The following is an 18,462-nucleotide window of genomic DNA, read 5'->3' on the forward strand; positions in this document are numbered from 1 at the left end:
AGCAAAGCTTTTTAGCGCTTTACTCGCCTTCTCAGCGATTGAAATGTTCGCTGTTCTATCGAGGAAAGGCGAGGTTGAGGTTGTAGCCCGCTTCCCCTGGCGCGTCAGCATTGTCGGCTTCATGGCGAACCCGCAGGTTCTTCAGGCTGTCCCTCAGGCCGTCAAGGAGACTTTCGAGATGCTCAGCGAGGATCCGTTCTTCGATATCATTGAGGTGCAGCCCCTTCCAGAGGAGGCGTGGCAGGTAGCAGAGAAAGTAGCTTCCGCGAGGGGTGTTGAGATCGCGCTAGGCATGCAGCCTTTCGTGCTCACGAGGGGGGTTAACCCGAGCGCACTGGACGAGGACATTAGGAGAAAGTCTGTGGGAGTGATTCTCGAAGAGATGAAAAGAGCCTACGCGCACGGGGTGAGGAAACTGGCTTTCAGTAGCGGGCCTGACCCAGGGCCGGCGAACCGTGAGGCGGCGTTAGACGCGCTCGTGAGGAGCCTGAAGGAGGTTTGCGCTGAGGCGCAGAAGCTGGGAGTTACAGTGATCCTTGAGACGTTTGACCGAGAGTGGGACAGAAAGCAGCTGATCGGCCCTATAGGAGACGCCGTGAAAGTCGCTAGAGAAGTTCGAGAGAGCTACGGCAACTTCGGGCTCATGTGGGATCTAAGCCACGGACCCCTGCTCAACGAGAAGCCTTCCGACATCAAAGTGGCGAAAGAGTACCTGGCACACGTGCACATAGGATGCGCGAAGAGGCTTCCCGACGGGAGGATGGTGGACTGGCACCCCGGTTTCTACAGGCCGGGAGCCATCAACGGGGTTGAGGACGTGGCAGAGCTCCTGAAGGTTCTGCTAGAGATAGGCTACAAGGGCGCTGTGGGTTTCGAGGTTAAGCCTGAGGAGGGCCAGGCCTGGCTAGAACCTGTTCAGGCAGCAAAAGGAGTCCTCTACACGGCGTTCGCGAGGCTGGTGAGCCAGCTCCATGGGTGAACTTGTACTCATCTTCGAGAGCATAGGCGAGGTTCACGTGGAGCTCACGGGAAGGAATCGGAGGACCGCGGAAGCACTGATCGGTGCGGCGCCTTTCGAGAGCCGCGTGAACCTCTGGGGCGACGAGATCTACTTCCGCACTCCCGTAAAGGTCGCGCAGGAGGTGGGCAGTGAGGTCGTCGAGCTGGGCGATGTGGCGTACTGGCCCCCAGGCGATGCGCTGTGCATTTTCTTCGGCCCCACTCCCGTAAGCAGGCCAGGCGAGATCAGGCCGGCCAGCCCAGTGAACGTGATCGGCAAGGTGAAGGGCGACCTCGAAAAGCTAAGGAAAGTTAAGCAGGGAGAGAAAGTCAGAGTAGAGTTCAGGCCATGAGCGGGAAAACTATCAGGTTGAGGAGGCTTTTCCGCGACGGGAGAGCGCTCATAGTTGCTCTTGACCATGGGCGGAGGCACGGCCCCATACAGGGTATAGAGGATCTCGGGTCAACGCTGCGGGAAATACTCCCGGCTAGACCGGACGCTGTAATGCTGACGCCAGCGATGATCGAGCGCTACAGCGACCTGCTCGCTGACACCTTCATAGTTGCTCGGGTAGATGGCACGGGTGCTGTTAGGAGCACTTCGGAAACGGACGACAGGCTGATATCCTCTGTGGAGAGGGCTGTCGCCGCGGGAGCAGATGCGGTCAGCGTAATGGTGTACCCCGGCAGCCTTCACGAGCCACAACTGTGGGAGAAGCTGGCCACCGTCGCCGAGGAGGCCCGCTCTCTCGGGATTCCCGTCATGGCTGAAGTTGTGCCCAAGCCTCCTGTTTTCCAGACTTTCTCGGCCGATATTATCGCCTACGGGGCCAGGATCGCTGCCGAGCTTGGCGCCGACATCGTGAAGACGCTCTACGTTGAGGGGTTCGAGAAGGTTACCAGGGGGGTGCCGGCTCCAGTGGTTATTCTCGGCGGTGCGAGGGCTTCGATCGAGGAAGTCCTTAAGTGGGTCGAGAGAGCTGTGAGAGCTGGTGCCGCGGGCGCAGCAATAGGTAGGAACATTTTCCAGCACGAGAAACCGAGAGCAGTCGTAGAGGCGCTGATGGCAATTATCCATAGAGGCGAGAGCGCGGAGGAGGCTGCAGGGAAGTACCTCACCTGAAAGGTTTTATCTAACTGAAGGGATTAATCACGAGACTTCGAGATGGAGATCACAGCCTCCAGCGTGATCGGCAAACCGGTGTACGATGCTTCAGCGGTCAAAGTCGGTGAGGTTAAAGACCTTGTCCTTAACCCGAGCACTGGGGAAGCTTTTCTCGTCATCCAGTCTCGAGAGTCCGAGAAGCGAGTACCTATCGCGCAAGCAGTTATCGGGGAGATCGTCCTTCTTTCAGAGCACAGCTCGCGGAGCTGCCCCAACTGCGGCTTCGGAAGAGTTCCTGCCGACGCAAACTACTGCCCAAGGTGCGGCCACCCTTTAACGCACCCTTTACAAGTAGGCCAGGGTTGATTGGCGCAATACTCCGCATTTTCTCCCGCAGATCTGGCGGCTTCAGCGACGAGAGCGCTGGCGCGTGCGGCGAGTTCGTCGAGACCAGCCTTAGGAGCCTCGAGGCGGGAGGCTCGCTCCCTAAGAGCCTCCTGCTGGAAATCATCGAGACATGCGGTGCTAGCTTCCTTGACGCGATCTACGCGAAACCCAAGCTTTCACTGGCACTAGCACCACCCCTTGCGAGCATGGTGATCAGTGCTAAGCTGTCACCGAAAACCTTGTCGAGGGCGGCTGCCCTGCTAGACGTCGCAGCTGGCGCCGGTTATGTCCCGCCTGCCGAGGTGGCTGTGCGCTTGATGGGAAGCCCTCTCACCAGGAACAGGGCTTGGCGCATAGGTTTAGCAATCTTCGCCCGCAAGCCTTTTCAAGTGCTAGCTATACCGGAGCTTGCGGGCGACAAGAGCTTTGCACGCTACCTTAGATCTTCCCTTCGGGAGGTAGAGTTGGAGGAGGCTTTCCGCGAGGCTCTCAGCAAGAGGCTTGACTTCCAAGCACTTCTCGCGCTCCTCCTAGCTGCTGGCGAGCAAAAAGCTGTAGCTTTTCTCGCACCCAAGCTCCTCTCGAGGGGACGTGAAGCATCTCTCGCTTTAAGGCTTCTTCTCGCTATGGGAGCCGAGATGCGTATAGCAGCTCAAACGCCCCAGGCGGCAGTAATCTCCTTACTCTCAGGGGAGTTTTCCCGGGATCTCCGCCCGGAGGCGCTCGAGAGGGCTCTCGTGGAGGTGCTAGCAGCAGCGGTTTTTCTCGATGGTAGTCTACCCGAGGAAGCAGCTCGCGAAGCAGTGCGCAGAAGTGCAATAGCGTTCGCCAAGCTGGCGAGGAGCGGCGAGCCCTACACGGTAGCGCGGAAGCTGCTCTCTCGAGTAGACCTCTTCCTGTCGGCGGCTGAAGCATGGGAGAAGCACGGTGTGCTTGAGGAGCTCGCCGCCGACCTCAAGGAAGCGTTGGGGGTATACGCGCTCATGCTTTACGCAGCGCTTCTGCAGCATAGGGGTAAAGGGCGCCGCGCGTCAACTGCTGCAAAGCTGGCTAACTTGCTGTCTCCTGCGCCTGAGCCTAGCGCCGTCTCGAAACCACTGAAGGTGGGAGTGCCGCGCGCGAGCGGGCCGCTGGAGGCGGGCGAGCTTGACGGCTACTCTGTTTTCATCGACGTTAGCAACGTCATCGGCAAGAGGGGAGAGCTCTCGCTGGACGACTTGAGAGGGTTCATCGAAGAACTTGCGGAGAGAGGGGTTGAGGAGGTCGTGCTCTGCTACGACTCTAACCTTCCCTGGAAGCTCTTCGGTCACTATGCTAGGAACAAGAGGAAGCTTTACTCCGCGTTTCGGCAGCAGATCTTCAAGATTGAGGAGTTCGCGAGGAGCTTGGGCTTGAACGTCAGAGTGCTCGACCCCGCACCGGGGCAGAGCGCCGACGAACTGATCATCGAGGGCGTGGAGCGATGCCTAGAAGCAGGGGGGAGGTGCGCTATTCTCTCCAACGACCGCTACGCTGAGTATGCCAGGAGATACAGCTGGCTGAAAGATGAGCGGCTGTTCATCAGGTACAGGTACGATGGGGATCGCCTGGCCCTCTACAGAGCTGGCAGAAAAATATAGCACGAGGGTCTTTCCTACCGCTTTTCACTCTCCTTGGAAAGCTTCTCGAGATGCTCCTCGAACGGCTTGAGCAGCTTGAAAACCTCTAGGGGCACGACTATCTTCGTGCTGGGAGCCGAAGCTATCGTCCCCAGAGTCTCGAAGTACCGGAGGAGGAGCGTGGCTGAATCTAGAGTGCGTGCCGCCGCGTCAATTTCCTTCAACGCGATAGCCTCTCCCTCCGCTTTCAGAATCGCAGCCTGCCTCTCACCTTCAGCCCTCAGGATAGCTGCCTGCTTCTCTCCCTCGGCTTTGAGAATCAGCGACTCCCTCTCTCCCTGAGCGACGCGTATCGCAGCTTCACGCTTACCCTCAGCTTCAGTCACCATCGCGCGCCTGTTCCTCTCGGCTGCCATCTGCTTAATCATCGCCTCCTGCACGTCGCGGGGCGGGATAATCTCCCGGATCTCCACAGCCGTGACCTTGACGCCCCACCTAGCTGTCACCTCGTCTAGCTTCTCGCGCAGAACCTCGTTGATGTACTCTCTCTTCGCGAGCACCTGGTCGAGGTCTATGTCGCCTACAACCGCTCTGAGCGTAGTGGTTGCTATGCCGACGGCCGCCCCTCGAAAGTCCAGGACCTCTACGACGCTCTTCTTCGGATCCATCACGCGGAAGTAGATCAGGAAGTCTATGTCGACGGGCGCGTTATCCTTCGTGATGCACGTCTGCTTAGTTACCTCGATGTACTGTTCTCTCAAGTCGACGACTATGCCCTTGTCGATCAGGGGGACGAGCACGACGAGCCCGGGGCCCGCGATTCTCCTCACACGGCCCAAGCGGAGGATGACGAGGCGCTGGTACTCGGGGATAACCCTAATGTGGTTGGCTATGATCGCTAGGACTATCAGTAGAACTAGCGCAAGGATTAAGAGGTCTATCATTTTTCGGCTTTTGAGACTCGAGGAACAGAGCTATAAACTTGCTGCAGCTCCCCCTACTCTGCTTTCCTCACGCGCAGGGTTAGGCCATCCACTCCGACGACGATAACCCTGCTGCCAGCGGGTATCTCCTCCTCGCTCACAGCGCTCCAGAGCTCACTCTCAACGAGCACAACTCCTCCCGCCTGAGAAACAGGGGTTCTTGCGATCCCAATCTTCCCTATAAGCACGCTTTCCCGAGAGGGAGCGGGTGTTCTGACGACCTCTGCTCCCTTTGCGACGATCACTGCTGCGAGACCCGCGAGTATAGCCAGACCCGCTAAAACCGGTACAGCAGCACCGCTAAGCGCTGGTGGGTTGCTGAAGTACTCGAGGAGCGTGGCGAGGAGCAGCATAGCCGCCCCAGCTAAGCCGAAGATCTGGATCCCCGGCTGGAGAAGCTCGAGGAGAATGAGGGCAGACCCTAAGAGGGCTAGAAATAGAGTTACCAGCCCGAGACCCACTAAGTTGAACGTGTAGAGTGCTAGGAGAACTAAGGCCGCGCCTGCAACTCCCCAGCCTTGGAAGCCCGTCACGTGGAACTCGAGCGAGATTAGCAGTACTCCCAGAAGCAGGAAGAGAATCGCGAGCAGCGGGTTGAAGATGAGAGAGTATACCTCCCTAAGGGTATCTGAAGGTAGCCGCTCCGCGACAGCTCCCGAGAGCCCTTCTGCTCTGAGCAGCTCCTCAATGCTCCCAGCGCTCCCATCAGCCACTCTCAGCCTCAGCGCCTCCTCATAGGAGATAGCCTTAGCGTCGTACACCATACTTCTAGCGATCAAAGTGGAGTTCGGGACACCTTTTCTCTCAAGTAGGCTGAGCAGCCGGCTGTACACGTACTCCATCGTCTTCTCATCTGAAGGCGTCGGCTTAACAGCGCCGAGCACGGCGCCTGGCGCGATGTAAAGTTTCTCCGCGGCAAGGGCGATGATTGTAGCTGCGCTGGTAGCTTTCCCCCCTGGCGGGACCCAAGCCACTACCCTGCAGTTGCAGGCGATAATCTCGGCTACAGCTCTATCCGCGGACTGTAGGTAGCCGCCGTAGCTGTCCAACTCGACAACTAATACTCCCCGCTCTGCCTCCGCGGCAGCTCTGCGGATCAGGTAGACCATTCCCTCGTCCACTGCGCCGTCTAGACGCACTACGACGACGCGCGGTGGCTGGGCTGCCGCCAGGATCGCTATCGCCGTGAGAAGAGCTACGAGCAACTTCCAGCGCTTTCTCATCGTTCCCTAAGCTAGAAGCGATTCCGAGCTATAAAGGTTCACGGAGCTGCCGCTAGGAAGCCGAGCAGGGAGACTGCACCTGTCGCGATGACGTTCGTTACTTCGTTCGTGACCTGGGTGAAGCCCCCAGCTAGCTTTGCCGGCGAGCCACAGCCGTGAACCTCCTTATCTGTGAGCACTGAGCAGCGAGGACAGTAAAACTTCCTCTGCAGCGTTGCTCCAATGATGCTGTCTAGAAGCTCGCCGAGCCAGCCTAGGAGGAATACGAGCACCAGCTGGGCTGCAGAAGCGGGGCTGCCTAGAGCGGAGGTTGCGAGGAGGAACGTGAGAGCGATGAGGGCGGAGCCTGCAACTGAACCCAGCTCTCCGAGAAGCGTGACACCACCGGAAGTGCCAGGCTCCACAAAGACCCTTGGGCGCGTTATCAACCTGGGTCTCTCCCGCGAGAGAGACCCGATCTCGGCAGCCCATGTGTCGGCGTTCGAAGCAGATATCGCAGCCAGTGCTGCGGTGAGAACTTGCTTCTTCATAGCTTCCGGTGCTGCCACGAATAGAATGCTCAAGGCGGCAGCGACTCCTCCAGCGCCTACGACTTGAGCCGCGCTTCTTCCCGCTTCTTTCTCTGCAGACCCCTTAGCTTTCTTGGCCGAATAGCCAATCTTCGTGACTGCTGATGAAGAGAAGAAGAACGCAAGGGAGCACGCGAAGAAAGCTGGCCCCATCAGCATGTACAGTCCTGAGAAGAGAACGCTGAGCACAGCGGCGCCCCTGTCCAGTGATCTTCTGCTTCTCGCTAGGACGGCTAGCGGGATGCCGACGGCCACTCCCATGGCGAAGCTTTCCAGCACGCTCTGCACAGGGAAGGCTGTGGGAGGAGGATCCTAAAATATGTGCATTTTTCAAGCTCGGAGCTGCTTCTCGGCGCCGCACACCCCTCCTCTGGCCCTCCTAGCCATTCTGCAAGCCGAGTACCGCGGGAGGATCGCCCTGAACGGAGCCGAGGCCAGCAGTATGAACCCCTGTGAGGAGTGGCCCGAGAGCGCGAACCCCTTTGAGATTCAGGTTGTCTTCGGCGGAGCTTCACGAGTAAGGAGAAACACCGGTGCTGGCTGATGGGTGCTAGAGCGTGAATACTATTCGCTCGTAACCGTGAATCCTATCCCCTTCCTCGATCTTCACTGCTACGACGTTTGGGCCTAGCATTATCACCTCTCCTGACATCTCGACAGTCTTAACGCGGGAGCGGGGCGGGAAGAGCCAGTACGCGGCTATGGGGTATTCCGCTACCTCGTCTTCGTAAACATTCTCGTAGTAGTTCTCCCCCTTGACGGGCTTTCCTTTGAAGTGGATGAAAAACGCGATGTAGATGTCCTCGGGAGATCCTCTGAACCCCACGTCGACGCTCACGACGCGAGGCCTCACTCTCATCCCGTTTATCACGACTTCCTCTCTATCCAGAAAACTCTGCATGTTCGCCGTCAGCGTTCTCAGCTCCCGCTGCGCGCTCTCCTCGTCCTCCATCAACTTCGCGTACTCTCCGGAGGTATCTAAGTAGTCAAATACGACGATCTGGTGGACTTCGAGTCTTCGGCTCACCGCGAAGAAGCCGACAGCGCTTATTGGTTCGAGGTCAACCATCGCGACACCCAGCTACGCGCGGAGTGGGGAGCCCATAACTTTTGCTACGGTGCGCGGGCCGGAGGCGCGACATTAACAATTTAAGATGTTATGCAGTTTCTTTTGTGGCTGTCAAGAGAATGATAAAGAATGCTGTTGTTCTGGCGGGCGGTAGAGGGATGAGGCTTATACCTCTCACCTTACGCACGCCTAAACCTCTTTTGCCTGTCGGTAATACTCCCATGATCGATCACATCATCAGCTCTCTAGCCAGGAGCGGCTTCGATAGGATTATCGTCGCGGTGAACTACCTCGGCTGGAAGATTCTCGCCCACCTGCTTCAGCGCTGGTCCGAGAGCGGGCTGGAGATCATCGCACCATCTATTCAACCCGAGGACACGGCGGACGCCGTGAGGAAGCTCCGCGACCATATCGACGGAGATTTCATCGTCGCGATGGGCGACGTCATAACCAACATGAAGCTTCGGGAATTCGCGAATGCGCACGAGAAGTGGGGAGGAATCGCATCGGTAGCGCTCGTCGAGGTCCCTAGCTTGAAGGACTTCGGCGCGGTGATAATCGACAAGGGTGGAAGGATCCTCCACTTCATAGAGAAGCCGAGGCACGAGGAAGTCTACGTGGTCTCGCTCGCCTACTGCGATCCCGCAAGGCTTCACATGCCTTACAGGAACTTGGCGAACAGCGGCTTCTACGCTTTCCGCTACGATATTCTCGACATTCTAGACGATAACCCTCACCTCATGGACTTCGGGAAGCACGTTTTCCCCTGGTTGCTCGAGAGCGGTTACGAGGTGAGGGGGTGGGAGGCGGCGGATGCTTACTGGATCGACGTGGGAAGGCACTCGACCTACCTGCTGGCGAACTTCGACCTACTCTTGGGTAGTGCTAGCCCGCTGAAGCCTTACGGCGTCGAGCACGGCGGCGTCTGGCTCGGGGAGGATGTAGACATCTCGGAGGGTGCGAGAGTGCTCCCGCCTTCAGCCATCGGGGATAACGTGGAGATCGGCAGCGGTGCTACCGTAGGGCCTTTCGCCGTTCTCGGGCACGGAGCGAGGGTAGAGAAGGATTCCCGCATTAGCTACAGCGTCCTCTTAGACGGTTCCAGTGTCGGTGAATCCTCTGTAATCTACCAGAGTATTTTGGGGAAAAACGTTTATGTATCTCCCAGCTGCGCCCTCGAGAGAGCCGTGGTGGGCGATAACGAAGTAGTCAGCGGCAGGATCAGAGCTTCACTAGAACCTATTATATACGAGAAGATGAAGTTCGATGGGGTGAAAGCGTGAGGCGCCCGTTCCCCATCTACAATAGGAGAATTTACGGGCCAGCAAATACGTTCCTGACACCCGAGACATCTGCAGAGCTCGGAGCAGTGCTGGGCACGCTGCTCGGCGAAGGGTCTCTAGTTACGACGGCCAGGGACCTCTACCCCCCGTCCAGGATGCTGAAGAGAGCCTTCACCGCCGGATTAATGTCGACAGGAGTAACTGTGATCGACTTCCACGAGGCGACGCTGCCTGAGCTCGCCTTCTCGGTAAAGCGCTTCGGGGCGAAGGCGGGCGTGCACTTTTCAGCAGCACCTTTCAACGGGAACAGCATCCAGATCACCGTGCTCGACGCGACGGGTGCCGAGATCTCGGAGGATAGGCTCAGCGACTTAATCTCGATGTACGAGGCTCATAGAGCCGTACGCTCGCTGCCCACGCGGGTGGGCTGGGTTAGCTACGCAGAGTACATACACGATATTTACACCGCGTCAGCGGCTGGCTTCGTGGACTCCTCACCCATCGCCGCTAAGGAGCCTATGGTCGTTATAGACATGAACCACGGTCCAGCTCACCTGGTTCTCCCCAGCTTGCTTAGCACGCTGAACGTGCGCTACATCGCCGTTAACGCCGGGAGACCTGCCCCCAGGGCCCCCCTCGGGCTGTTCCCGCAGCCGAAGTTCCTGACCATGCTCTCCGACCTGAGCAGGGCGACCTCTTCCTACTTCGCAGCGGCCCTCTCCTCAGACGCCTCACAAGTGTTCATCGTGGACGACAAGGGGCGCTTTGTCGACCCCGACGTACTTATAGCTGCTGTGGCGTCTGTGCTGCCCCCAGGATCGCGGCTCGCCGTAGTTGACTCTACAAGCAGGATTGTTGACGAGGTAGCGGAGAGGAGCAAAATCACCCTCATCCGGGTTAAAGGGCTCTCGAGCGATATATCGAGAGGCATGAGGAGGTTGAAAGCGACGCTCGGCGGCTCAGACTCAGGCGAGTTCATTTTCCCCAACTTCTCTCTAGCACCCGACGGAATGCTCTTCATCGTGAAGCTTTTGGAGACCCTCTGCGCGAAGGAGATGCGCCTATCTACACTCGTGGAATCTCTCCCCGAGGTGCAGAGGTTCAGGCTCGAGATCGACGTCGAGGAGAGCAAAGCAATGAGCGTGTTAGAGCACCTTCTCGATACAAACTCGGAAGTCGCTCTCACACCCTTATCGGTAAAGTACAGGGTCGCAGACGTCTGGGTTAAAGCCGAGCTGGATCCCATCCGGTCCAAGCTGTACGTGAGTGCTGACGCCGTTTCGAGAAACTCCATAGAGACCGTGAAGAGGGAGTACGAGAGGCTGATCGAGTTCCTGGAGGGCCTCCAGTGAAGCTCTCGCTATTCGGAGACCCGGAGAGGGCGAGGAGGGTAGGCCGGGCTTTGGCGCGCAGCGGGCTAGTAGAGAAGCTTGTCTCCGCAGACCCTCAGATGGCAGCCGTGGAGGAGATTCTCCGAAAGCTGGGCTTCAAGGAGGGCGCTCTCTTCATCGTCGGAGTCGCTCTCGTGAGCTATATGCTATCCAGGAAAGGTGAAGAGCATTGGGCGCTAGCCGCCTCCTCAGCCCGCGCGCCGTACTGGGAAGCGCTCACGAGTTTCGTGGAGAACAGCCCCTCTCTCGCTCGTCTGCGCAGACAACGCCTGGCTAGGCTCAGCACGTATCTCGAGCACGCCAAGCGCTTCGAGAGCCTTCTAGAGGCTCCGGAGGTGGACCTAGATGCTTTTCACAGCCTGCTTGTGAGAGCTATGGGGTCCAGCGCGGACAGCAAGACAGCTGCTTTCGCCGCCAAGATGCTACTCTACTCCTGCTTAGCTTCCGGCCGCAGGTTTACGGGAGGGTGGAGCATCCCGATGCCCGTAGACATCAGGGTTGCTCTCGTCTCGCTGACTTCAGGGATGGTTCGCGGGTGGAACTGCTCAAGCGACCTGCTCGCTCTAGCCTCCGAGCTCAGGAGCCGCTGGAGGCCAAAGCTGATAAGCCTCTGGAACCTGGCGTCGGAGGAGGCAGGCACCCCTCCCGTAGTGCTGGATGCCGCCGTTTGGGTGCCGGGCGGGTGCATTGAGGAGTATCTGCGCACCGGATCTCCGCTCAGAAGGTGCGTTGAACAACTTGTCGGCAGCGAGGAAGACTACGTAGCCCCGCTTGAAGAGCTCTGGGGCGCTCTCTCCGCCTGCGGGGAGCGAGCAGATTAAAACGAGCTGTTGCGGTAACCAGGTGGCGATGATTACAAACTCGGGTTCTGAGCGGTGAAGAACAGGGCTAGATGATGAGCCGCTCCGGTAAAACATTTCAAAAAGCGGAAGGCGAAGCTACTTCAGTATTGGCTCCACGAGGTCTCTGATCGCTTTCTCCCAGTCTTTAGCCTTCACGACGCCCGAGGCAAGAAGCACGCCTACGGTGCCCAACCTCAGGGCGGCCGCTACGTCGTCACCCGTCGTAATGCCGGCGCCGCAGAGAACTTTCACCTGGGGGTTAACCCTCTTAACCAGATCCACGGAAGAGGTGACTACCTCCGGCTTAGCCTTGGAGACGGGTATCCCTGTCCCGATAAGCTCCGGCGGCTCGATGGCTACCAGGTCGGGGCCGAGGGCCGCCATCGCTGCAGTAACCTCGGGGGTATTGGTGCACACGACGGTGACGAGGCCGAGCTGTTTCGCTCTCTTCACCACCACGTCCACCTGGTCAGCTCTCACCCTCCTCTCGGAGTGGTTCAGCATCGTCCCCACAGCGCCCGCGTCCTTGACGGCCTCCAGGGTGATGTGCCCCGTGAAGCTCCCGGGTGCTACGTCGTCGACATGCTGCGAGAACACCGGTATCTCCACCTGGTTGGCGATAAAAGCGAGGTCCGTTAGCTGAGGTGCGACGGCGATCGTGATTCCAGTATCGCGGCTAACTTTCTGCGCGACCTGCGCTAGCTCCAGCCCCTTGCGGCCGCTCGCTTCCCGGTATGCTTTGAAGTTTATCAGAATTAGTGGGTACTCTATCTTCATCGGCTTAAGCTTCCAAGGCGAGAAATTAAAGGCAGAGAAATAACATTTAGGCTTAACTTGCCTTCCCGGCGAAGACAAAGCTTTTAGCAGCGGGTCGACCCTGGAAAGCGGAGGGATGCCGAGCTGGTACGCGCTTGTTAGGCCCGACTCTCTTAGCGTGTGGGAGGACCCCGAGGTTCGGAAGCGGCTTAGCCACTACTACGCCGTCATGGTTAAGGAGAGGCCCGCGAAGTACCGGGTGGTGAAGAAGGTTGAGGTGGACTTCTCCCCCGAGGAATCCACCGGGAGTTTATGGAGGCTTCACGATTCGCTGAGTAGAGAGTTCGAGGATCTCTACAGCCAGGTGGTTGCAGGCGAGGTGAATTTCGAGAGCCTAAAGCCCCCGCGCCAGAGCTTTCTCGACTTGAAAGTAGAGTTACTCAGAAGGATTGTGAGCAGCTGCCACTTGTGCGAGTGGAGGTGCGGCGTGAACCGCTTGAGCGGCGCTACTGGGGCTTGCCGCCTCGATGCGCGTGTGCGTGTTGCCTCAGCGTTCCTCCACATGGGTGAGGAAGCGCCGCTGGTTCCCTCGGGGACGATCTTCTTCACCGGCTGCAGCTTCAGGTGTGTGTTCTGCCAGAACTGGGATATCTCTACGAAGCCTGAGAACGGAGTCGAGGTGTCGCCCCAGGACCTGGCGGATATCGCTGTCCAGCTGTACCTTCGGGGGGCGAGGAACATAAACTACGTGGGAGGGAACCCTGACCAGCAGGCTCACGTGATAGTTGAGAGCCTGCGCTACATGGACGTCAACGTGCCTCTGCTCTGGAACACGAACATGTACATGAGTACGGAACTGCTGAAAATCCTGCTGGATCTCATCGATATCTGGCTCCCAGACTTCAAGTACGGTAACGATGAGTGCGCGAAAAGGCTCTCTGGGGTGGGGAGGTACTTCGAGGTTGTTTCGAGAAACCACAAGATCGCCTGCAGCAGGGGCGATATGATAATCAGGCACCTCGTTCTGCCTAACCACGTCGATTGCTGTACGAAGCCCGTTCTCGAGTGGATCGCCGAGAACTGCCCTCGAGCACTTGTCAACGTGATGGAGCAGTACAGGCCCGAGCACCTCGTCGCTAGGCACCCCCAGCGGTGGCCCGACATCGCCCGCAGGCCGAGGTGGGAGGAGCTGCAGAAAGCCTACGAGTACGCTGACCGCCTGGGTCTCGTCTGGCGCCCAGTCTCGTGATTCCCATGCTTCGTGCTGGCAGCTTTACCGTGAACGAGGAGCTAGCAGCCAGCTGGGCTCGCGGCAAGCGGTTGAGGAAGCTTCTCGTAGAGGCTCCCGACGGTATAAAACACGTAGCGGTGGAGCTCGCTCGGCGCCTCTCGGAAGCAGGCTTCGACGTGATCGTCTCCGGGCGGCACGCGTGGGGCGGCTGCGACGTGGGCGTTAGAGAAGCTTTAAGCTTAGGAGCAGAGGGGGTGATACACCTGGGACACCACGGGCACGTGGGCCCGCGGGTCACGGAGATCCCTGTTCTCTTCCTCCCAGTCCTCAGCGAGGCAGACCCTATGCCCGCTTTTCGCAGAGCTGTGCTCGAAGCCCTCTCGAGCGGCTACCGGAGGATAGCGATCGGGGTTACCGTGCAGCATATGCACTTCCTCGGCGATCTCGAGCGGGAGGCGCGCGAGCTGGGGGCCGACCCCGTTACAGGCTCGCTGGACGGGTTTAGGGGTTTAGTAGTCGGGTGCATGTACTCTTCCCTCAGCGGTGGAGAAGCCTCGGTGGTTGTCGCTGGCGGTGTTTTCCACGGGCTGGGCGCCGCTCTGTGGACGGGAAAACCCGTCTGGGTTGCAGACCCATTCACTGGTGAGGCGAAGAGGGTGGACGTCAAGACAGCAGTGGCCAGGAGGCTGGAAGCCATCAGCAGGGCGATAGATGCGAGGAGCTTCGCAGTAGTTGTTTCGTCGAAGCCGGGCCAGATGAGGCTGCGGGTGGCTGAGCTCGTCGTTGAAGCTCTCCGGAAGCGCGGCAGAGAGGCCTGGCTAGTTTCCCTAGACGAGGTTACGAACGAGGCGCTGGTCAACCTCGGCGCCGCGGAAGCTTACGTCAACACTGCTTGCCCCCGACTGGCTGTCGATGATCCAGAGCTCTTCCCCGGGCCTGTCGTGAATCCGGGCGAGCTGAAGTACGTGCTGCTCGGGAAGCTGGACGGCTACTCCCCGCGCGACGTCTTCTTCTTTGATGCGCGCGACCTCGCGTAGAGGTCTCTCAGAAGCATCGCATCGCCCTCCAGGTTCGGGCTCTCCGATATCACAACGCCTTTGATGTTGAACTCCCGGAAAGCCCTGACGAGCAGCCTGTAGTCGAGGTCAGCTTCGCTGAGGTTAAGGTGCCTCACCTCTCCCTTACCCGTGTACTCTATTCCCGAGACGTGGATGTGCATGTTCTCAAGCCCCTCTCTTCCCAGGTGTATCTCTATGAGCTCGAAAACTTCTGCGAAGTCGTTGTACCTCTGAAGCTTCCCACCCGATCTAGCATGCAGGTGCGCGAAGTCGACTACCGGCATCACCATCTCGAGCTCTTGGCTTAGCTCGAGGAGCTCCTCTAGGCTCCCGTACTGCGAAGGCTTCCCCGTGGTCTCCGGCCTTATCCAGATCTCCACCCCCTCATCTCTAAGCCTGCGAACTATCGAGGATATTCGCTCTTTCATCAGCGAGTGCACCGCGCTCGGCTCGTTTTTCCCGTAGTACCCTGCGTGGAAACAAACACTCCACGCTCCAGCTTTGAAGCCCACTCTCGCGGACTCGATAATCCGCTCAATGCTCGCCTGCACTTTGCTCTCCTCCTCGCTGTTGAGGTTTATGTAGTAGGGAGCGTGCACCGTGAGCGCGACCCCTAGCTCGCTGCTAATCTTCCTCACGTCTTCGGCGGACTCCTCGTTGAGGAAGATTTTCCTGACGAACTCTATCTCCATAGCGTCTAAGCCCAGCCTCCTCACTTCCGATAAGCCCTCGATTACTCCCCCCTTCTTCACGGTTGTCGGTATACCTGCAGGGCCGAAGTACACGCGCTCAGGACGCCAGAGCGCCACACCCCCTCACCGCGGTGAATCCTTATATTGGTAAGCTTTGTGCAGCAGGCAGGTGAACGGCTTATGGTAGAGTACAAGCCCGCTAACAAGAAGCAGGAGATGGTGGTGAACTCTTTAACAAGCCCCGACGTCGATATCGTTGGGGTTTTCGGGCCTAGCGGTACGGGAAAGACCCTCAGCGTTGTGATGGGCTCGATAAAAGCGATCAAGGAGGGGAAGTTCAAGCGGCTGGTGGTTATCCGCCCGCTAGCCAGCCAGCTCCACTCGAGGCTCTACAACTCAGCTGAGCTGGGGCAGCTCTACTTCAGCTTGGTTTCAGACTACCTTAACGACATGGCTGGGATTTTCATCGAGCGGGACGAGCTCGACGCGCTTGTGAGGGATCAGCGCATCGTGTTCATTGACCCGAGCTTCCTGGGAGGTAGGTCGTTTGACGACTCGGTAGTCTTCGTTGACGATGCCCAGTTCATCGACCCCTCCATAGTCCCGGAGGTCTTCCTGAGGGTGGGGAGGAACTCGAAGCTCGTGGTTGCCGGCGACCCTATAATCCAGGCGCTGACGACTGGTGGCAGAAACAGCGCAGCGATAATCAGGAGCATGCTCCTCGGCGAGGAGCGCTCTCTCGTGATCGACATGGGTGTAGATGACATCGTGAGGCCTGGCTCGCGTAGAGCTTTCAAGCTCGCTCTGGAGGCGAGGCTCCGAAAGCGCGAGCTCAACGAGGAGGAGAGCAAGGTGAAAGCCGCGCTGCTCTCCCATGCTCCAGACGCTGATATCGTGACAGTTGTGTGGCTGAAGGATCTGAAGGAGAAGTACGGAGCGAAGACGTCGCCCGACGCGCTAGCCATAGCTAAGGAGAACACGCTCAGCAGGCTGATCGGGAAGGGCGGCGAGAGGATTAACAAGGCTCAGGAGGAGGTAGGCCTCCACATAAGGGCTGTGGAGCTGACGGGGGATATCGGCGAGGTCATCAAGGCGATTCACCCGGTGAGCTGGATCAGGAAGCACATAGTCAAGGCGGAGCTCGTCGGCGCGGAGGTTGAAGTGCACGTGCGCAGAGACGAGTACGGTGCCTTCGTGGGTAAGGGAGGGAGCTACATACGCTTCATCGACGAGGCTATGAAGAGGATGCTCGGCCTAGGCGCTAGGGGTAGGCAGGCGGAGGAAGCTACGACGCCGGAGGATAGGAAGGGGAAGGCCAGGGCCAGAAGGTAATGAAGTACAGCGAAGTCATCGTAGCTGAGAAGCCCACCGTGGCCCTAGCGTTCGCGAAGTACCTCTCCAAGGGTAGGTACCGGGCGTTGTCGATCTACGGCGTTAGAGCTTACGAGTTCCAGCTGAACGGGGGCCAGGCCCTCTCGATAGGTCTGAAAGGCCACATTCTGGACTACGATTTCCCCGAGAAGTACAACCGCTGGAGTAGCGTTGACCCTCGAGACCTCTTTTTCATCAAGCCCATTGTCGTCGTCCGGGAGGGCGCCGGGAAGTATGTCAAGGCTCTGAGGCGGTTAGCTTCAGAGACTCGTCGCGTGATACTCGCTCTAGACGCGGACGTCGAGGGGGAGTGCATAGCTTTCGAAGTGATGAGGATAATGAGCAGCGTTAACCCAGACTTGGAGTTTAAGCGCGCCTGGTTCTCGGCGGTAACGCCGGAGGACATCTGGAGAGCTGTCCGGAACCTGCGGGAGCCGAACCCCCTGCTCGCTAACAAGGCTGCGGCGCGCATGATCGTTGACCTCACGATAGGTGCTGCCTTCACGCGCTTCTTGACGCTGAGCGTGCAGGATAAGCTGCCCAGAGGCCGCTTCCTGAGCTATGGGCCCTGCCAAACCCCCGTGCTCTACCTCGTCGTCAGGAGGGCTCTGGAGAGGGAGCAGTACAGGCAGAAGCTCTACTACGTTATTGTCGCCGAACTCAAAGCTGAAGGAGTCGTCTTCAAGGCATCCGCTAATGTCGGTGAGGACAAGGAGAAAGCCGCTGAGATCTTCGCGAGAATTAAAGCGAAGGAGAGAGCCCTTGTTCTCGAATCGGAGAGGAACGTGGTCGAAGTGTCTCCCCCTGTTCCCCTCAACACCGTAGAGCTCGAGAGGAGGGCAAGCCTCTACTTGAACATCCGCCCAAAAGAGGCGCTCGACCTGGCGGAAAAGCTGTACCAGTACGGTTACATCTCCTACCCACGCACGGAGACGACGATATACCCGCCCACCCTTGACCTTAGGAAGCTAGCCGGCATGTTCACGCAGTGGGAGGACTCAGGGTGGTACGTCAGGAAGATCCTGTCCAGAGAGGTCGTGCCGACACGCGGTAGGGAGGACGATAAAGCCCACCCGCCCATACACCCTACCCGAGCTGCCGCTCGGGGAGAGCTGCTGAAGCGGTTCGGTGAGAAGGGCTGGCTGCTCTACGAGCTCGTCGCAAGGCACTTCCTCGCGACGCTCAGCGAGAAGGCTGAAATCGAGAAGCAGAGCATCAAGGTCGGCTTGGACGGGCTGGTCCTCGCGGCGGAGGGGAGGAGGATCCTCTACCCGGGTTTCTTCTACGTGTACCCTTACGCTAAACCTCAGGAGGAGATTCTCCCGTACGTAGTCGAAGGCGAGGAGGTTGAGGTGCTTAAAGTTAAGCTGGAGGAGAGGAAGACCCAGCCGCCGCCCTACCTGAGCGAGGCAGAGCTCCTCGCTCTGATGAAGCGCTACGGCATCGGCACCGACGCGACAATGCAGGACCACATCCACACGAACGTTTTGAGAAAGTACATGGTCATTAAGTCGAAGAGGTGCATCCCTACCCCTCTCGGCAGAGTGCTCGCGGTAACGCTTCACGAGACTGCTCCTCAGCTGGTCCTCCCCGAGATAAGGGGGAAGATGGAATCATCACTGATGGCTATCGCTCGAGGTGAGAAAGAGCCTGAGGACGTTGTGAAGAGTATTCTGGAGGAGTTTCTCGAGTACTACGACCAGCTGAAGGCAAGGCAGAGTCTCTTCGCCTCCAGGCTCGCTGAAGCTCTCGCAGAAGCACTAAGCGAGGAGAGCCGAGTGCGGGCAAAAACGGCTAAAAAGCGCTCCCCAGGTTCCAAGAAGAAAACGCCAACGTAGCCGGGCTTGGGCACGCGCGTGGCTGGTTTCGCGCCGGGTCACTCCTCTTCACGGGCTTCCCGCGTGT

Annotated in this window: 18 protein-coding genes; 12 read left to right on the forward strand and 6 right to left on the reverse strand. The window is 58.6% G+C overall.

Annotated elements, in window-relative coordinates; genetic code table 11:
• Window positions 1-43: 43 nt before the first annotated feature.
• The 5 genes from QXU72_06735 to QXU72_06755 are packed head-to-tail and all read left to right on the forward strand — an operon-like array spanning window position 44 to window position 4,110.
• Window positions 44-979: a sugar phosphate isomerase/epimerase family protein gene (locus tag QXU72_06735; protein ID MEM0494933.1), complete on the forward strand. Its 936-nt coding sequence runs from the start codon at window positions 44-46 to the stop codon at window positions 977-979.
• The gene (locus QXU72_06740) at window positions 972-1,352 is read left to right on the forward strand and encodes a cyclophilin-like fold protein (GenBank protein MEM0494934.1); all 381 of its coding nucleotides are present in this window, start codon (window positions 972-974) and stop codon (window positions 1,350-1,352) included. Before QXU72_06735 ends, QXU72_06740 begins: the two co-directional genes overlap by 8 nt.
• A complete protein-coding gene (locus QXU72_06745) occupies window positions 1,349-2,122 on the forward strand; it encodes a hypothetical protein (GenBank protein MEM0494935.1) in 774 nt (257 codons plus the stop codon). Before QXU72_06740 ends, QXU72_06745 begins: the two co-directional genes overlap by 4 nt.
• Window positions 2,123-2,164: 42 nt before the next feature.
• On the forward strand, window positions 2,165-2,470 hold the full coding sequence (locus QXU72_06750; GenBank protein MEM0494936.1) for a PRC-barrel domain-containing protein: 306 nt from the start codon (window positions 2,165-2,167) through the stop codon (window positions 2,468-2,470).
• Window positions 2,467-4,110, forward strand: a complete 1,644-nt coding sequence (locus QXU72_06755; GenBank protein ID MEM0494937.1) for a hypothetical protein — start codon at window positions 2,467-2,469, stop codon at window positions 4,108-4,110. Before QXU72_06750 ends, QXU72_06755 begins: the two co-directional genes overlap by 4 nt.
• 14 nt (window positions 4,111-4,124) lie before the next feature.
• Here QXU72_06755 and QXU72_06760 read toward each other — a convergent pair whose 3' ends face one another.
• From QXU72_06760 to QXU72_06775, 4 genes are all read right to left on the reverse strand, one after another.
• Window positions 4,125-5,033, reverse strand: a complete 909-nt coding sequence (locus QXU72_06760) for an SPFH domain-containing protein (GenBank protein ID MEM0494938.1) — start codon at window positions 5,031-5,033, stop codon at window positions 4,125-4,127.
• Between the two features lie 53 nt (window positions 5,034-5,086).
• The gene (locus QXU72_06765; protein MEM0494939.1) at window positions 5,087-6,295 is read right to left on the reverse strand and encodes an NfeD family protein; all 1,209 of its coding nucleotides are present in this window, start codon (window positions 6,293-6,295) and stop codon (window positions 5,087-5,089) included.
• Between the two features lie 38 nt (window positions 6,296-6,333).
• Entirely contained in the window at window positions 6,334-7,152 is an 819-nt protein-coding gene (locus tag QXU72_06770; GenBank protein ID MEM0494940.1) for a DUF92 domain-containing protein, read from the reverse strand.
• Window positions 7,153-7,414: 262 nt separating this feature from the next.
• Window positions 7,415-7,933, reverse strand: a complete 519-nt coding sequence (locus tag QXU72_06775; protein ID MEM0494941.1) for a hypothetical protein — start codon at window positions 7,931-7,933, stop codon at window positions 7,415-7,417.
• A 119-nt stretch (window positions 7,934-8,052) separates the two neighbouring features.
• Between QXU72_06775 and QXU72_06780 the strand changes: the two genes are divergently transcribed.
• Genes QXU72_06780 through QXU72_06790 form a run of 3 tightly spaced genes read left to right on the forward strand, consistent with a single transcriptional unit; the run spans window position 8,053 to window position 11,428 of the window.
• Window positions 8,053-9,216: an NDP-sugar synthase gene (locus tag QXU72_06780; GenBank protein ID MEM0494942.1), complete on the forward strand. Its 1,164-nt coding sequence runs from the start codon at window positions 8,053-8,055 to the stop codon at window positions 9,214-9,216.
• On the forward strand, window positions 9,213-10,568 hold the full coding sequence (locus QXU72_06785; GenBank protein ID MEM0494943.1) for a hypothetical protein: 1,356 nt from the start codon (window positions 9,213-9,215) through the stop codon (window positions 10,566-10,568). Before QXU72_06780 ends, QXU72_06785 begins: the two co-directional genes overlap by 4 nt.
• A complete protein-coding gene (locus QXU72_06790) occupies window positions 10,565-11,428 on the forward strand; it encodes an N-glycosylase/DNA lyase (protein ID MEM0494944.1) in 864 nt (287 codons plus the stop codon). Before QXU72_06785 ends, QXU72_06790 begins: the two co-directional genes overlap by 4 nt.
• A gap of 117 nt (window positions 11,429-11,545) precedes the next feature.
• Here the strand turns inward: QXU72_06790 and tpiA are convergent, their stop codons facing one another.
• Window positions 11,546-12,226, reverse strand: coding sequence for a triose-phosphate isomerase (gene tpiA / locus QXU72_06795; protein ID MEM0494945.1), 681 nt, complete (start codon window positions 12,224-12,226; stop codon window positions 11,546-11,548).
• A gap of 115 nt (window positions 12,227-12,341) precedes the next feature.
• On the opposite strand from tpiA, the gene QXU72_06800 reads away from it, so the two are divergent.
• Both QXU72_06800 and dph2 read left to right on the forward strand, forming a co-directional pair.
• The gene (locus QXU72_06800; protein MEM0494946.1) at window positions 12,342-13,454 is read left to right on the forward strand and encodes a radical SAM protein; all 1,113 of its coding nucleotides are present in this window, start codon (window positions 12,342-12,344) and stop codon (window positions 13,452-13,454) included.
• 29 nt (window positions 13,455-13,483) lie between these two features.
• Window positions 13,484-14,473: a diphthamide biosynthesis enzyme Dph2 gene (dph2, locus tag QXU72_06805; GenBank protein ID MEM0494947.1), complete on the forward strand. Its 990-nt coding sequence runs from the start codon at window positions 13,484-13,486 to the stop codon at window positions 14,471-14,473.
• Here dph2 and QXU72_06810 read toward each other — a convergent pair.
• Window positions 14,425-15,303, reverse strand: a complete 879-nt coding sequence (locus tag QXU72_06810) for a TIM barrel protein (protein ID MEM0494948.1) — start codon at window positions 15,301-15,303, stop codon at window positions 14,425-14,427. The genes dph2 and QXU72_06810 overlap by 49 nt on opposite strands.
• A 63-nt stretch (window positions 15,304-15,366) precedes the next feature.
• On the opposite strand from QXU72_06810, the gene QXU72_06815 reads away from it, so the two are divergent.
• On the forward strand, window positions 15,367-16,518 hold the full coding sequence (locus QXU72_06815) for a PhoH family protein (protein ID MEM0494949.1): 1,152 nt from the start codon (window positions 15,367-15,369) through the stop codon (window positions 16,516-16,518).
• Entirely contained in the window at window positions 16,518-18,395 is a 1,878-nt protein-coding gene (locus tag QXU72_06820; protein ID MEM0494950.1) for a DNA topoisomerase, read from the forward strand. Before QXU72_06815 ends, QXU72_06820 begins: the two co-directional genes overlap by 1 nt.
• The last annotated feature ends 67 nt before the right edge of the window (window positions 18,396-18,462 follow it).

It is taken from the genome of Thermofilum sp. (assembly GCA_038741495.1).
GTDB lineage: Archaea > Thermoproteota > Thermoprotei > Thermofilales > Thermofilaceae > Thermofilum.